This window comes from Bacillus pretiosus, from assembly GCF_051294775.1.
Lineage (GTDB): Bacteria > Bacillota > Bacilli > Bacillales > Bacillaceae_G > Bacillus_A > Bacillus_A wiedmannii.
This window is the reverse complement of sequence record NZ_JBPPHF010000001.1, coordinates 850,694-865,525: the sequence shown is the minus strand read 5'-3', so window position 1 is coordinate 865,525 and position 14,832 is coordinate 850,694. Positions and strand designations below refer to the sequence as shown.

Here is a 14,832-nt window from a genome sequence, read left to right as displayed (position 1 = left end):
ACATCCAATTTATGAACAGCTTATCCTTATCTACAATTTGGTTAACTTTTTACTCTATTATATAACTCCAGCAGATTTTCAATTGGAATACCATTTATTTTCATACCAGTTATATCACAATTTTCTATTTCCATATTTTTCAGATTACTATTACTTATCGCACTACCTTCCAAATCACATCTATTAAATGAAATAGGATGTTTACCTTCTCCAAGGTTTGTATCTTTAAAATGAACTCCACCTAAAGTCACAAAAGAAAATTTACTACCGGAAAGATTTAAATCGGCATATAAAGAACTTTTAAAATTTATATTTCTAAACTTTGATTGACTCACATTACAATTACTCATCTTCATATTCATCATATTGCTACCAATAAAGGAACTGTTTTTTAAATTCACTTGATAATACTCTGTATTTGCTAGATTACAGTTTTCATATTGGCTATTTTTCATATCATTATTTTTAATCAGGTTCTCTTTAGCTGACTCTACAGTTATTCTTTTTACATAACAATACTCATCTTCAGATTTAAAAATTATTTCATAACCCATTTTTTCATAAAAATGATGATTATTAAGTTGTCTACTGGATGTTTCGAGATCCCAAACCCTTATGCTTGGATATTCCACTTCAATTGATTTAATAACATGTGATCCAATTCCTTTTCCTTGATAATCAGGATCTACAAAAATACGATCAATTCGACCGTATGACTTACCAGAAATCGTAACTATAATTCCTCCGATTATTTTGTCATCCACTATTACCTTGAAAGAATCCAGTTCTTCGATTGAATATCTCATCATTTCAACTGAAGAATAGCTTGGTGGTTGGATGTTATAGTCAATGACATCACCTTGACCGCATAGCCATCGTTTTGCTTCTTCATCAAATGTTCTTGTCATTATTTCTGTTAACTTTTCAGCATCTAAAATTGTAGCTTTTTCTATAGATATTATTATCATTTTTGTTTTCTCCTTCATTGTTACAAGATAATAAGTTTTGCGAACCGTATAGTTATAAAATAAAGAAAATTAAATTAATAGCTTCATTTACTATTAAACTACAAATCAACCTATATTTTCCACTGTTACTTAGTATTAATGAATAAAAAAGAGACCATGCTATATAAACATGTTCTCCTTTTTTATTCATTTTCAATTGTGTATAATTAAAAATTAGATATTACTTTAGCCACTCGTTGCAACTATTACTTAACTCCTGTAAATCCTCTATAAATCGACTCGCATGATATCCATCACAAACCGAATGATGAACTTGTAATGAAACTGGTAGCATAACCTTATTTTCTTCAGTGAAATATTTTCCACAAGTTATAATTGGTAATAGAAAATCACCATCATTATTAATATTAAGGTTAAATCCAGTAAAACTAGCCCAAGGTATGCTAGAAATCGGAAAAACATTTGGCGGAACATTTTCTTTTGTGAAGAGACCATGAACACCAGCATAGCACCTCATATCCTCTTCATAGTTTTTATAGAAAATGTGAAAATCATTAGAATAATCCGTCCATATACTTGAAAAAGATTTATCATCTTTATGGAAGATTGTATAACTTGGTATCATTTCCTCCCAATATCCTAAAACTCCTTCATCGTTAAAACATGTTCGAAATTCTTTATGATTATTTATTACTCTAGAAATTAAATATATAAAAACGGGATAAAATTTTATTCCTTTTTGATGTAATTCCTTTAATAACCTCGTAATATCAACATTCACAGTCATACTAAACGTACATTTCAACTTTAAATAATGTTCAAAATACTGCTCTCTATTCCAATTTTCTCTGTCAATTATATAAAACTTCATTGTAATAGCCTCCTAAAAATTTTTTTATTTTAGAAGGCTACCTTTCTTGTTTTCACCAAACCTGTTCACTCCTAATAGTTAAAGTTTTTATTTAATTATATAACATCTACAAAAATTCATTCACATATTTATTGAAATCCAACCACATACTATTAATAAATCAACTGACGTTTGGAGGATTCAAACATGAATAACAAAAATGTAAATAAAAAAGATAATGCTATCGCAAACAATACACCTATTCAAAATAATAATACTGTAAACCTTAATGTAGAAGAACAAGCAATGAACGGCTTATATGGAATGCCAGAAACTGCTATTGAAGATGCTGATCATGCTGTAACTGATGATTTGACTTCAAAAAATTAATAAAATACATAGAAGAAAGCCAAGGAAAATATCCTTGGCTTTCTTAACTATGCATCCACCTTTTGTACTTCTTCACTCTTTCTTGAAAGCTTTCCTGGCCAAAAAGCAAAGCGACCTAGAACAACTGTAATTGCTGGTACAAGTAATGGTCTAACAATAAATGTATCTAGTAGTACACCAATTGCAGTTACAATACCAAATTGAACAAGAACTTGAATTGGAAGTGTACCTAACACTGCAAAAGTTCCTGCTAAAATTAAACCTGCGGATGTAATGACACTACCTGTTTGTATAACGCCATTTTTTATAGCATCCAAGTGATTTTGTGTCTTTCTGTTTTTCCATATTTCTGAAACCATAAAGATATTATAATCTTCACCTAAAGCAACTAGAAATACGAATGCATACAACGGTATCGCACCTTGAATGGCCGGCGCTCCCATACCATAATGAAGTAATAGCCACCCTGCTCCTAGTGCCGAGAAGAACGATAATACAACAGTTACAATTAAATAAATCATCGCGACAATTGATCGTAAGTAAACAAGCAATAATAAAGCTATAATACTAATCATTACTGGAATGATAACTGCTTCATCACGTTCCGTAATTTGCTTTGTATCATATAATGATGCTGTTTCTCCGCCAATCCATAGTTGATCTTCTGCATTACTAATCCCAGCATCTTTTAATACTTTTTCTACACTACTTTTCAATTTAGGGATTTGATCTAACGCTTCAATTGAGTATGGATTTTCAGCTAAAGAAACCTCATACATTTGTATTTGCTTATTTTCTTTACCCTCTTTTGGGTCTTTTACTGTATTTACAAAAGAAAATCCCTCTAGTTCTTCTTTAATAGGAAGCTCTTTTCCTTTCGTATCAACAACAACTTTTACTGGTGCTAGTTCTCCAGCTGAAAAATGATCACTAATTAACGTAAACCCTTCACGTGAAGGCATATCTTTTGGAAACGATTCTAATAAGTCATATGTGTATTGAATACGTGGTACAAATGAAGCCAATCCACCTAAAACAAATACAGTGAGCATAATTATTGTCCACGGTCTTCGTACTACGACATCTCCAAGTTTTTTACTAAAGGCACCTTTTGATTTTTTAACTTTTACAACTTTCTTTTTCTTTCTTACCCATTCCTCATTCATTGAAGTTGTTCTCGGTATAAATGGGAAGAATGCAGTTCTACCGAAAATTAATAATAACGCTGGTAAAATTGTTAAAGCAGCAATTCCCATTATGAATACAGCAACACTAAATGGTACCGCAAATCGATGAAAGGCACCGTAATGAGCGAGTAATAATGTTCCTAATCCAAGTACAACAGTTAACGCACTCATTATAATTGCTCCGCCAGAAGCTTTAATTGCAAGTTGCAATGCTTTATATTTACTTTCTTCCTCTAGCAAGTACTCTCTATATCTCGAAATTAAAAATAGACAATAGTCCGTTCCAGCACCAAACAATAATACTGTCATAATTGATATCGCTTGGGCATCTACTTTAATCCATCCGTGATCAGCTAAAAAACCAAGTGTAGGACTAATAATACCGTATGCAAAGCCCACAACAAGTAAAGGTAAAATTGCTAAAATTGGTGAACGATACAGTAAAATTAATAAGACTAATACGAGTAGTACAGTAGCAACTAACAGCTTCACATCAGCTTGACTAAATAAGCTAACCGCATCAGTTTGAATACCTACAGGTCCAGATAATCGAACATGTAAACCAGATTCACTTATTTTTTGTTTAAATGGATCTTCCTTCACCTTACTATTTACTATCTTTCTTAAATCTTCAAGATTTCCTTTTAATATATCTGTTCCGGCAGATTTATTAAAGAATACCGGTGTGACAAATGATGTACCATCTTTTGATGCGCTTTTTGATAATACTTGTTCTGGTATTGTATCAAATGGTGGTAACGTTGATTGTTCTTTTAAAGGACTGGCCTTTAATTCTTTATAAACGTCTTGTATGAGTTTATAATCCTGTGACTGTAATCCACCATCTCTATACCATACTACTAATAAAGGATTCCCTGCATTATTCGGAAACTCTTTTTTCATAAGTGCTTCCGCTTGCTGCGACATAGCTGTTTCAGGTAAATTTTTCGGATTCGGTTCTTTTGTACTATTTACTTGTGGTAACGTAAATGAAAGTAATAATGTAATAAGAATCCATACTGATAAAGTTATCCATTGTGTATGCTTCCCTGCTACAAGCCTCCCTAACATATGTAACGGGTGCTTTTTCATAAAAACCCACCTTCCTTTTTTCTTCCACTATTAATTATATATACTGGTCGGTTAATTAATCAAGAATGAATAAAAATTTGTGTTATAATTATCTCAACAATACATGTCAGGAGCGAATAGATTTGGAACAAAAACAACGTCCTCTCGGAAGGCCTCGTCAAAATAAAAATACAAAATCTACAAAAGAAACCATTTTGGAAGTGGCAACTCGGCTATTTCTTACTCAAAATTATCAAGTCGTTTCCATGGATGAAGTCGCAAAAGTTTGTGGTGTTACGAAAGCAACCGTCTACTATTACTATTCAACAAAAGCAGATTTATTTACCGCTACTATGATTCAAATGATGATACGTATACGCGAGAATATGTCTCAAATCCTTTCTACAAATAAGACTTTAAAAGAAAGATTATTGGACTTCGCTAAAGTCTACTTACACGCAACGATGGATATTGATATGAAGAATTTTATGAAAGATGCAAAACTATCATTATCTGAAGAACAATTGAAAGAATTAAAAGACGCTGAAGACAACATGTATGAAGTATTAGAAAAAGCACTCGATAACGCAATGCAAATTGGAGAAATCCCAAAAGGAAATGCTACATTTGCCGCTTACGCTTTCGTTTCTTTATTATCAATGGGAAATTTTAAGGATGAGAGCCATAATGATATTCCTTCAAATATAGATAACTTAGCAAAAGAAATCGTTTCTTTTTATTGGAACGGGTTAGGTCATTAATATTAAATAGATTTTCTTGAATAAAAGAGCATGTTTGAATTTTTTCAAACATGCTCTTTTATTTATTTACTATTAATTAGATTATACTTCAGCTCAGTTTAATAAAAAATTCCTCTTCAACTTTTACAAATTTTGAATTTGAATCTTTATATTCTCCTTACTTAATCCCCCATGGTAACAAACTACCGATTCAATATCAAGATTTGAATACCTCTTCAAAGACTGCTGTGCTTCCTTAACATTTAAAGTTGTTGGGACGTGAATTCCTCCTAACTGTCCATTCACACTATACATCGAGTCTCCTGCAATAAAGGTTTTACTTTGTTTCAAATATAAACTAATATGACCTGAAGTGTGTCCTGGGGTATGTAGAATTAGTATCCCACCGCAATACGGAAGTTCTTGCCCATCAATCACAATATCACTCACTTTTCCTTTTGGTGGATTCTTTACTTGTTCATCCTTCAGTAAAGGAAACTCTCCTTCAATATAAGGTTTATCTAGCTCGTGCGCATAAACTTTAATATCACTTACACCATTCTCCAATAAATCAGGAAGGCTACCTATATGATCTATATCCTGATGTGTCAAAATCACAACTTTTAGCTTATCAAAAGATACTCCAACTCTCTCCATCTCTATTTGTATATCTTCAAATTGTCCAGGTAAACCAGTATCTATTAACACTGCCATTTCATCATCCCATAAAAGAATTGGGTGAATAATAAAGTGAAACTTTAATCAGTGGGGGTTTTCTTCATCCCCAACTGATTATTAGTTGAACCAATCGGACTTTTATGGGCAGTTGATCCCCCACCTAAATTCTTTGCTTTCGTTGAATTTTGAGGTGGGGGTCTTACTGCCCATTAAAGCGGGATAAATTCTTGAAACTCAAGTTGTAACATTTCTACCCCTTTAGCAATCTCCATATAGTCAGTCTCCTTTATGATGAAGTTTGAAAATATGCACAAGTACATCGGAAATATAAAGCCACACTATCTTTTATTAGGTTTTGTCATCCCAATAGAGAATACCTCAAACCCTTTAGATTCATAATAAGATTGCAATTTTTCCACACACATAAGTTGAGGAATAACCTTATTTAGTTCACAGTGCTGGATTAATCGTTCTACGATTTCTTTTCCAATACCAATGGACTGATAATCTTGCAATACACATATACCACAAATAACGCCTGTTATTACACCATCTGATATAATACGCCCCATCCCTACTAATTTCTTATCATCAAAAGCATAAATTGCATACCAACTTTGTTTACACATTTGTTCCAATTCATTGAGCGTTAATTTAAGAGAATTCCATCCTAAAGATTCATATAACGCTAATAATCCATTGAAATCTGTTGGGTGTTCAATTGTGTAATTTATACTATTATTCATGTAAATACTCCTTATCCTATCGTTTGTTTGTATTTCATAAAATTACCTTTAACAAACTTCCATAAGAACAAAATAACTCCTTCTCAACATAAAATAAAAAGAAGTTAACCTCACATCAGTTAACTTCTTTTATATAAATCTATCATTATTTTATCAACCAAAAATCATACAACTGCAGACGATAAGAACAAACAAAACTAATAAACTATTTGAGAAATAACCCATAGAATACTACCCCTTTATTTCATTATGTAAAAGATTTTAACATAAAATTATTTACAACATAATAACTGAAAAAGACATTGCATGCGTTAGTTATATATGTTTAGTAATATTTTATTTTTGGTCATATTCTTCTTGCCTAAAGCCACTTCTTATACTCCAATACTTAAGTTCATATAACCTCAAAACAATATAAATAAAGAAGACCTCGACATATCGATGTCTTCTTTTCAACTATGCTAATTGCTAACTCATGTTTTTTATTGAATAGATATAAAACCTTTACAAACAGGGCATATAGGTAAGGCATTCTCTACTACATAAATATTTAATCAGATCATTAACACCTTTCCTTTATATTCTTTAAATCTCATCCTCAGTTATTTTAATAGATTTCTTATTCGAAAAAAGATTTTTAAAAATTCCTATCCCTATAATTAATAGACCTATACCAACTAATTTATTTATTTGTAATGGAATACTCTCCATTCCAAATAATCCAAATGTATCAATACATAACGCAACTACTAATTGAGTTATGAGACTAATGAGCACCGTATATGCTGGACCTAAGCTCTTTATTGCACCCATTATACAAATAATTAATCCGATACCAAACAACCCACTTACATAAAACAAATAATTTGTAGTGTAAAAATTAACGCTTATACTTTTCTCTGTAATGATATAAAATAGCACTGAACTTATAAGACCTATTCCAAGAACACATGTAGTTGTTAACCACTGCCCTACATTTTCATTCACTTTCGTATTAAAAACAGATTGTAAGCTAATTAATATTCCTGCTAATATAGCTAAAGTAAATCCAATCAAAATCTTCCTCTCCCTTTCATTACTCATAAATATTATCTTTAGCAACTTCCTTCATTTTAAAAAAGTCTTTAATTACAATAACTCCATTTCTCTTTTCAATTAATTTTTCTTTATAAAATTTTTGTAACACCCGAATTACGTGCCGATAACTTACTCCTATAAAATCCGCAATACTTGATATCGAAGTTGCATCCAAATCTTTTTTATACATATTCCCGTTACTATCAGTAGAAATAGAAAGTAAATAACTAGCTACACGTACTTCTACTGGATAAAGTAAATTAAGTGCTGTAAAACGAGTCGATATTTTTAATGTGTTTGCAATGTTTTCAAGCAAGAAGTTCATAAATATAGGATCATGTAATAACTTATTTCTAATTACAGCATGAGAAATAGAGATGGCTATAACATCTGAACAAGCTTCAACGACATTATGCGCTTTGCTATTTTGTATTAATTCAATATCACCAACAACTGCCAATGGATTGATAAAACGAAGGATCAGTTTCTTTCCCTCTGGTGTAATCGTATAAACTTTTACTTTACCTTTAACAACAAAATATAAACGATCCATTGCGTCATCTATATTGCAAATAAGCTCGCCTTTTTCAAAATGATTTACTTGAAAATAAGCTGTATCTATCTCTGAAAAAATTTCAAGCATTTTATTAGTTTTCAAATAATGGATAATTAAATCTGATCTATTCTCCATTTTCATTTCCTCCTTTCATTTACATATTAAATACAACAATACCTATAATCATTACTATTGTTCCCACAATATGATATCTCTCCATCTGTATCTTTTTTATTTGAAATAATCCCTTCATTTCAATTAGAGTTGCTGTTAATAATTGAGCAACCATAAGTGTTCCAGCTGTTAATGTAACTCCCATTGCATGTATCGCTACTGTTTCTGCACAAATAATTAATCCGCCAAGTGCACCAGCTACTAAATATATTTTTTTCACATCCTTTAAATCCGCAATTTTCTCTTCTTTCTTTAACAAAAATATTGTTGTTGCAATAATGAATCCAATTAAATGCGTAATAATACTTGTCGACCGTATACCGATATGTGAACTAAGTTTTGCATTAAATGTACCTTGAAGTGTAATAAATACGCCAGCTAAAATAGCAAATACAACGCCTTTCAAAAAATCATCTCCTAATCTTCTATTTCTGACTTAATTAAAAGCTATAATCCTATAAAGGCAAAAGGACAAATGTCACATCAGTATGAAAATAGCTACAAATGAACAATAAAAAACACAACTCAAAATATTTGAGATGTGTTTTTTATTGTTTTATCGTTATATAATATTTTAATATTTATAACTACGCTATATTAACAGGTTTATTCTTCATAACAAACTTTCCAAATAAGAAACGCACAAGTGGCCCCATAATAATTAATTGTAATGGATACGCCAAAATGAAATTTTTAATGAAAATTGAAAAATACATCGATACAAATGAGTTTCCTTGTAATCCACCATGTAAATACATCATAGCCATTCCGTAAAAAGACATAAAGAAAACCATTCCGATTACCATAGCTGTCGCCATCGCAACTATAATATTTATTTTCTTCGATTTATCAAACGGTAACATGAATACAAATTTTTTCGCACAAGGTCCAACGATACATATTTCAATTAATAATGCAATAATGAATCCAATTATTAGTTCTAATGCGATCTCCTTAATATGAATTGGCCCTCCTGCTCCATTCAGTAATACATTATAAAACGTCATTACAATAACCATCCCAAGGCACATCATCATACCAAATTGGAGGTTTTCCTTTCTTGTTGTTGGCAATTTCTATCATCCTTTCTGTTTAAGTCTTTGTCATTATATCGATTATGGAAACCTCTTCGTAAGTGAACATTTCGTGAACAAATTTAAAGCGTTTTCATATATTCACTATACTTTCTGATCAAATTCTCACTCTTACTTATAAAGGTTTTATATATTTCAATGTTGAATTACTAAATTTAACATTAAAATACATTACTACTAGGAGGATAACCATGAATGACATAGAATTTTACGTATACCACATCGTTACAAGGGAAAAAATGAATATTGGACAAATCATTCATTTCGGTAAAAATCAAACTAATACTCTATATCGGTTCTTTTTTGAAAGAGAACAATTAAATTCTAGTGGTGAAGATGGCATAAAAATTATAAATAACCACTATAAAAATGAAGAATTACATATAAAGAATGAAAATGCTAAAGTAGTTATGAATTATATGGATCAAACAATTAGAGCCGTTAGAGAAACGATTGTAGAAATGGTAAGACTACAAGAATTCCCTGAATACCCTTCAAGATTATCTTGTTTATATGCTGCAAAGAGCTATGAAGATGCTTTAAAATGGAAAGCATTATTTGATTCTTACAATCGAGAAGTTTTGCAGATTGTTAAACTACGAGTAATTGGAAATTGTTTTGAAGGTGACGGAAATCTTTTACCGAAAGAAGATGGTATTCCTTTCTCTCAAAAAATTGAACAAGCAAGAGAGTATTGGAAAGGAACTGTAAATAATGAACTTCCGGAATTACTGATTAATGGAAAAAGTGAAGTGGTGGAAATCATTGATGATTTTTCCACAATTCATATTTAATTCCTTACTAAATCATATAGGATGGAGATTACAATGAGGGAAAAAGTGTACTTCAATCATGATGGTGGTGTTGATGATTTAATTTCACTATTTTTATTACTCCAGATGGATAATGTCAAGCTAATAGGTGTTTCAGTTATCCCTGCAGATTGCTATTTAGAACCAGCAATGTCTGCAAGTCGCAAAATTATTGATCGTTTCGGCAAAGGAAATATTGAAGTAGCTGCATCAAATTCCCGTGCAAAAAATCCATTTCCAAAAGATTGGCGGATGCATGCATTTTATGTAGATGCTTTACCCATTTTAAATGAATCTGGAAAAGTTGTAACACCCGTAGTAGAAAAACCTGCACATCATCATTTAATTGAAACCCTACTACAAACTGAAGAGAAAACAACTTTATTATTTACAGGGCCTCTTACCGATTTAGCGCGTGCACTATATGAAGCACCTGTAATCGAGGGGAAAATTGAGCGCCTTGTTTGGATGGGAGGAACATTTCGTACTGCCGGCAATGTACATGAACCAGAACATGATGGAACGGCTGAGTGGAATTCGTTTTGGGATCCTGAAGCAGTAGCTCGTGTGTGGGAATCAAAAATTAAAATCGACTTAGTAACGCTAGAAAGTACAAACCAAGTTCCATTAACTATAGACATACGTGAAAGTTGGGCAAAAGAGCGTAAATATATTGGTGTTGATTTTCTTGGTCAATGCTATGCAATGGTTCCTCCCCTCGTTCATTTCTCAACTAACTCTACTTACTATTTGTGGGATGTATTAACTGCTGCCTTTATCGGGAAATCTGACCTTGTAAAATTACAAACAATTAATAGTATTATTCATACATATGGACCTAGCCAGGGGCGTACAGTGGAAACTGTTGACGGACGACCTGTAAATGTAGTATATGATGTAAACCACAATGGATTTTTTAACTATATAACTGAATTAGCGAAGAAAGCTTCCACTTGAACCACTATCTATATGAAAAATAAATAGAATGGCATTATTTCAGACGATAAACCCCATATTTAGAATTTGTTTGAAACTACATATTTAACTATTGAAAAGAGTATTGAATTAACTTTCAATACTCTTTTTATGCAGTTTAATTATATTTGATTAGTGTAGTGTCTTACTAATTATTCATTTCATAACCATTTACAAAAAACGTAATTGTTTCTAATTCATCTTCATTTAATTCTCTATTTACGTCTCGTTTATACGCTGTCTTTATGTTTTCTTCATCGCCTTTATGAATTTCTGTATAAGTTCCTACTGTTTTTAACAAATGCATTTCTTGTAAAAACTCATCCCGACTTATAGCTGTCCCATGAGAAAGAATATAAGTTTCAGCATCAAATGCCTCCAACTCTTCTATTAATTTAAACGTTCGTTTCATCGAATAGTTCCACTTTGAAGAGAAGATATCTGCATATATACAGTCTCCTAAAAATAAAATCTTTTCTTCTTTCACGTAAATAACAACTGAATCATGTGCATGATCTCCGCCGACATGTTTTAACACGCATGTCACTTCACCAAGGTCTAATTCAATTTGATCCTGGAACGTTAAGGTCGGAGGAATAATTTTAATATTTCTCGCTTTTTCTTCAAACTCTTTTTTAATGCAATCTGCACAAAATGCAATTTCAGTACCATCTTTTACGCGTGCGTCCAACGCTTCATCTGTCCATTCATAAGATACTAGTGGCTGCATTTCTTTCTTCGTTTCTGCATGCGCAATAGTTAATGCATCTTGTAGTACAGGCAACCCAAAAATATGATCCCAGTGCCAATGCGTTAATGCTACGAAATCAGGACTTGATACATTCTGTTCTTTTAGCATTTCTAAAAATAATTGTGCATGTTCTTCTGAATTCCCTGCATCAATCATTAAAGTTTTTTCTTGTCCAACGACCATTCCTAATATAGGTCTATCTGTTTCAGAAACTGGTGTCATATACCAAAATGAGTTTCCTATTTTTTTAATTTGCTGCATTACAAACCCCTCCATTTATTACTATTCTCTTCAATTATTATCTGTAAAACCTTCATCCAGCACATAGCATGAAATAATATATATCGCTTTCTTTAGAACATAGTAACTTCATCTATCCATTTAAATAAGCATCCCAATCATAGTCTTCAATTTTATAGAATCTACCTTCATCATTTCTTTCATATGCACATAAAGGTGGTTCTTCAAGAAAGTTTAAAATAGAATCATCCATATTCAAAATGACTCCAATTGAAATAATTTGAAAGTTTTTAGGATTATTGACATAGTCATCACTTTCATAGCCACTCAATATTGACCAACCAGAGTCACCTTCTTCTCTTGAACCCTCTTTAAGCATAAAGTTAAATTCTCTTTTTTCAAGTACATCATCACTAACAATTACCTTCGTATCAAAATAAAAATCCCAATCTTTTGAAGCTGGATCATTATATTCCGTATCACATATATTTTCAATTCCAAATGAAATTTTATCACCTATTTTTAAATCTAAACGATATGGATCATTGATCAGTTCCCCTACAAACTTTTTCTCATTTCTTTCAGTGATTTCCACCCACATTCGTTCACCATGAAACCCATCTTCGTCTTCGATTTTAGTTACAAAAATTAACTTTACCAAATCTCCAACCTTTAATTTCTCCAAAACTTCTGAGCTAGGAAGATAGAATGTATAGGGCGCTTCTTTATTTATTTCATAAACATTATCTAAGTACCAAGTCATCTTTTTCTCTCCTTAAAAGCTTTTCACACTCATATTTTAAAAATAACACTATTTTTTCTTCCGACAAACTACTACCATAGAATAGCAGTCTTCCCCTAACTCATTTCCTTCCCAATCATTATATATATGTAATAATTCAAAACCATTCACTACTAATAATCTTTCTAACTCCTGTGGATACGTATAGCGAAGATCAATCGTTGTTTTCAGTTCTTCTACTTGCATATCACCCTCATAAAATCTTCTTGTTGTTATGTAATGCTGTATTTGCTGAATTGAATCGTATGTCATTTCAGTATATAGATCGCATTTTCTTTCCTTTTCATCACTAATAGTTGTCCAATATTCTTCTGTAGATGGTTGTATTAATTCTTCTTTTGAAGGAAAACGTGTATCGAATATAAATATACCATTATCAGCTAACACATGATGAATAGATGTTAATAACTTATTTTGATCTGTATTCGTAAGAAAGTGTTGAAATCCATGACCAACCATAAATGCTAACAGAATTGTTTCTTCAATCTTTAATTGTAAACAGTCTTGTTGTAACCATTTTACTTTTTTACAATCCATAGATTTTCTCTTCGCTTCAGCAAGCATACCTTCATGTATATCTACACCAATCATTTGATATCCGTTTTCTATAAATGGAATTGTAACCCTTCCTGTTCCGCAGGCAATATCTAGAATCCATTCATTTTGTATATTTAGTTTTTGTGCCCATGATAGTAAGAACGGAAAATCTGACAGACTTTTATTTTCTATATCATATCGTTTTGGATTTTCGTATTCAGATAGACTCCATTTTGTTTGCAAACGTATTCCCCATTTCATATTTCCACTTAAGTTTAATATATAAATTATAACGAATTATTAGTTTTTTCTCTATAATCAAACATAATTACTTGGACTAATCTAACTTTCCTTTTCGTAAGCTAAAAATAAGTGGAAGAATCGGAGTGTGATACGATGGAACGATTATGGATTCCAATGATTGTTACGTTTTTTTCATTTGGTGGATTACTATTAGGCGGTGCTGTTGGCATTGCTACACGCCAGCTAATTGAAGAAAAAATGCATCGTTTATATGCATTATGCGGCGGAATTTTGCTTGGGCTTTTATCCCTTGAAATAATTCCTGAAACATTTTCAAGCTTTGAAATAATTGGGCCTATACTTGGTATAGCTATCGGTATTTTAGTTATGAGCTTATTAGATAACTATTGTCATCATCCAATGATACATAAAAAAAATCAACAAGCATGGCAAACTTTCCTTTTTCTTTCTTTTGCTATATTTATTCATAATTTGCCAAGTGGATTTGCTTTAGGTACAGCTTTTATTAATCATGCTGAATCTGCAGTTCCTTTTTTAATAGCAATCGTTGTTCACCATATTCCTGAAGGATTAGCTTTAATTATCCCCTTTCTCTTTACAAAGCATAAATATATTTCATTTTTACTAACAACTTTATTACTTTCACTTATTCTCGGTACCGGTACTGTTTTTGGCATTTTGATGGAAGGAAAAGCTCTTCATCTACAAGGGCTCATTATGGGAAGTGCTATCGGTTCCCTTGGCTATGTTACAATTCATGAAATGCTTTGGAAAGCAAAGAGACAGCTCTCTTTCTTGACATTTTTAACATGGGCAACTAGTGGATTTTTACTAATAACAGTATTTACACTATTCGCTGGTCATCATTAAAGATAATAATATTATCATTTGTATATTTTTCCTTTTTCTCCAAAACATAA

17 protein-coding genes are annotated in these 14,832 nt (G+C 31.6%); 5 read left to right on the top strand and 12 right to left on the bottom strand.

Translation table 11 applies throughout. From position 1 onward, the window contains the following. Positions 1-41: 41 nt before the first annotated feature. Both ACSG5Z_RS04360 and catA read right to left on the bottom strand, forming a co-directional pair. On the bottom strand, positions 42-968 hold the full coding sequence (locus ACSG5Z_RS04360) for a GNAT family N-acetyltransferase (protein ID WP_435710749.1): 927 nt from the start codon (positions 966-968) through the stop codon (positions 42-44). A gap of 220 nt (positions 969-1,188) precedes the next feature. Next, positions 1,189-1,839: a type A chloramphenicol O-acetyltransferase gene (catA, locus tag ACSG5Z_RS04355; RefSeq protein WP_435710748.1), complete on the bottom strand. Its 651-nt coding sequence runs from the start codon at positions 1,837-1,839 to the stop codon at positions 1,189-1,191. A 186-nt stretch (positions 1,840-2,025) separates the two neighbouring features. Between catA and ACSG5Z_RS04350 the strand changes: the two genes are divergently transcribed. Beyond that, entirely contained in the window at positions 2,026-2,208 is a 183-nt protein-coding gene (locus ACSG5Z_RS04350) for a DUF4021 domain-containing protein (RefSeq protein ID WP_215563225.1), read from the top strand. A 47-nt stretch (positions 2,209-2,255) separates the two neighbouring features. Here the strand turns inward: ACSG5Z_RS04350 and ACSG5Z_RS04345 are convergent, their stop codons facing one another. After that, positions 2,256-4,487 carry an MMPL family transporter gene (locus tag ACSG5Z_RS04345; RefSeq protein WP_435710747.1) on the bottom strand — a complete coding sequence of 744 codons (2,232 nt, stop codon included), beginning with the start codon at positions 4,485-4,487 and terminating at the stop codon, positions 2,256-2,258. Between the two features lie 116 nt (positions 4,488-4,603). On the opposite strand from ACSG5Z_RS04345, the gene ACSG5Z_RS04340 reads away from it, so the two are divergent. After that, positions 4,604-5,227: a TetR/AcrR family transcriptional regulator gene (locus tag ACSG5Z_RS04340; RefSeq protein ID WP_088063330.1), complete on the top strand. Its 624-nt coding sequence runs from the start codon at positions 4,604-4,606 to the stop codon at positions 5,225-5,227. 123 nt (positions 5,228-5,350) lie between these two features. On the opposite strand, the gene ACSG5Z_RS04335 is transcribed toward ACSG5Z_RS04340, so the two are convergent. The 6 genes from ACSG5Z_RS04335 to ACSG5Z_RS04310 all read right to left on the bottom strand — a co-directional run bounded on the left by ACSG5Z_RS04335 (position 5,351) and on the right by ACSG5Z_RS04310 (position 9,510). Then, entirely contained in the window at positions 5,351-5,953 is a 603-nt protein-coding gene (locus ACSG5Z_RS04335; protein WP_435711252.1) for an MBL fold metallo-hydrolase, read from the bottom strand. Between the two features lie 269 nt (positions 5,954-6,222). Continuing rightward, a complete protein-coding gene (locus tag ACSG5Z_RS04330) occupies positions 6,223-6,630 on the bottom strand; it encodes a GNAT family N-acetyltransferase (RefSeq protein WP_088063328.1) in 408 nt (135 codons plus the stop codon). A 585-nt stretch (positions 6,631-7,215) separates the two neighbouring features. Beyond that, positions 7,216-7,686 (bottom strand): DMT family transporter, encoded by a 471-nt coding sequence (locus ACSG5Z_RS04325; RefSeq protein ID WP_327957724.1) that lies wholly within the window; start codon positions 7,684-7,686, stop codon positions 7,216-7,218. Positions 7,687-7,705: 19 nt separating this feature from the next. Then, positions 7,706-8,398: a Crp/Fnr family transcriptional regulator gene (locus ACSG5Z_RS04320; RefSeq protein WP_060488718.1), complete on the bottom strand. Its 693-nt coding sequence runs from the start codon at positions 8,396-8,398 to the stop codon at positions 7,706-7,708. A gap of 19 nt (positions 8,399-8,417) precedes the next feature. Then, positions 8,418-8,843 carry a DMT family transporter gene (locus ACSG5Z_RS04315; RefSeq protein ID WP_435710746.1) on the bottom strand — a complete coding sequence of 142 codons (426 nt, stop codon included), beginning with the start codon at positions 8,841-8,843 and terminating at the stop codon, positions 8,418-8,420. 181 nt (positions 8,844-9,024) lie between these two features. Then, positions 9,025-9,510 carry a DUF2798 domain-containing protein gene (locus ACSG5Z_RS04310; protein WP_435710745.1) on the bottom strand — a complete coding sequence of 162 codons (486 nt, stop codon included), beginning with the start codon at positions 9,508-9,510 and terminating at the stop codon, positions 9,025-9,027. Positions 9,511-9,722: 212 nt separating this feature from the next. Between ACSG5Z_RS04310 and ACSG5Z_RS04305 the strand changes: the two genes are divergently transcribed. Both ACSG5Z_RS04305 and ACSG5Z_RS04300 read left to right on the top strand, forming a co-directional pair. Beyond that, entirely contained in the window at positions 9,723-10,325 is a 603-nt protein-coding gene (locus tag ACSG5Z_RS04305) for a DUF2441 domain-containing protein (RefSeq protein WP_262746958.1), read from the top strand. 21 nt (positions 10,326-10,346) lie between these two features. Beyond that, entirely contained in the window at positions 10,347-11,300 is a 954-nt protein-coding gene (locus ACSG5Z_RS04300; protein ID WP_435710744.1) for a nucleoside hydrolase, read from the top strand. 166 nt (positions 11,301-11,466) lie between these two features. On the opposite strand, the gene ACSG5Z_RS04295 is transcribed toward ACSG5Z_RS04300, so the two are convergent. The 3 genes from ACSG5Z_RS04295 to ACSG5Z_RS04285 all read right to left on the bottom strand — a co-directional run bounded on the left by ACSG5Z_RS04295 (position 11,467) and on the right by ACSG5Z_RS04285 (position 13,909). Next, positions 11,467-12,330, bottom strand: coding sequence for an MBL fold metallo-hydrolase (locus ACSG5Z_RS04295; protein ID WP_435710743.1), 864 nt, complete (start codon positions 12,328-12,330; stop codon positions 11,467-11,469). A gap of 112 nt (positions 12,331-12,442) precedes the next feature. Next, entirely contained in the window at positions 12,443-13,072 is a 630-nt protein-coding gene (locus ACSG5Z_RS04290) for a DUF2185 domain-containing protein (protein WP_435710742.1), read from the bottom strand. Positions 13,073-13,120: 48 nt separating this feature from the next. Next, complete coding sequence (locus ACSG5Z_RS04285) at positions 13,121-13,909, bottom strand: class I SAM-dependent DNA methyltransferase (RefSeq protein ID WP_088609703.1); 789 nt, start codon at positions 13,907-13,909, stop codon at positions 13,121-13,123. A 135-nt stretch (positions 13,910-14,044) separates the two neighbouring features. Here ACSG5Z_RS04285 and ACSG5Z_RS04280 point away from each other — a divergent pair, with 135 nt between their 5' ends. Further along, positions 14,045-14,782 (top strand): ZIP family metal transporter, encoded by a 738-nt coding sequence (locus ACSG5Z_RS04280; protein WP_435710741.1) that lies wholly within the window; start codon positions 14,045-14,047, stop codon positions 14,780-14,782. The last annotated feature ends 50 nt before the right edge of the window (positions 14,783-14,832 follow it).

Excerpts from the sequence above, each read along its gene's own strand:
- ACSG5Z_RS04360 (WP_435710749.1), bottom strand. The coding sequence starts at position 968 with ATGATAATAATATCTATAGAAAAAGCTACAATTTTAGATGCTGAAAAG.
- catA (WP_435710748.1), bottom strand. The coding sequence starts at position 1,839 with ATGAAGTTTTATATAATTGACAGAGAAAATTGGAATAGAGAGCAGTAT.
- ACSG5Z_RS04350 (WP_215563225.1), top strand. The coding sequence starts at position 2,026 with ATGAATAACAAAAATGTAAATAAAAAAGATAATGCTATCGCAAACAAT.
- ACSG5Z_RS04345 (WP_435710747.1), bottom strand. The coding sequence starts at position 4,487 with ATGAAAAAGCACCCGTTACATATGTTAGGGAGGCTTGTAGCAGGGAAG.
- ACSG5Z_RS04330 (WP_088063328.1), bottom strand. The coding sequence starts at position 6,630 with ATGAATAATAGTATAAATTACACAATTGAACACCCAACAGATTTCAAT.
- ACSG5Z_RS04320 (WP_060488718.1), bottom strand. The coding sequence starts at position 8,398 with ATGGAGAATAGATCAGATTTAATTATCCATTATTTGAAAACTAATAAA.
- ACSG5Z_RS04305 (WP_262746958.1), top strand. The coding sequence starts at position 9,723 with ATGAATGACATAGAATTTTACGTATACCACATCGTTACAAGGGAAAAA.
- ACSG5Z_RS04300 (WP_435710744.1), top strand. The coding sequence starts at position 10,347 with ATGGAGATTACAATGAGGGAAAAAGTGTACTTCAATCATGATGGTGGT.
- ACSG5Z_RS04295 (WP_435710743.1), bottom strand. The coding sequence starts at position 12,330 with ATGCAGCAAATTAAAAAAATAGGAAACTCATTTTGGTATATGACACCA.
- ACSG5Z_RS04290 (WP_435710742.1), bottom strand. The coding sequence starts at position 13,072 with ATGACTTGGTACTTAGATAATGTTTATGAAATAAATAAAGAAGCGCCC.
- ACSG5Z_RS04285 (WP_088609703.1), bottom strand. The coding sequence starts at position 13,909 with ATGAAATGGGGAATACGTTTGCAAACAAAATGGAGTCTATCTGAATAC.
- ACSG5Z_RS04280 (WP_435710741.1), top strand. The coding sequence starts at position 14,045 with ATGGAACGATTATGGATTCCAATGATTGTTACGTTTTTTTCATTTGGT.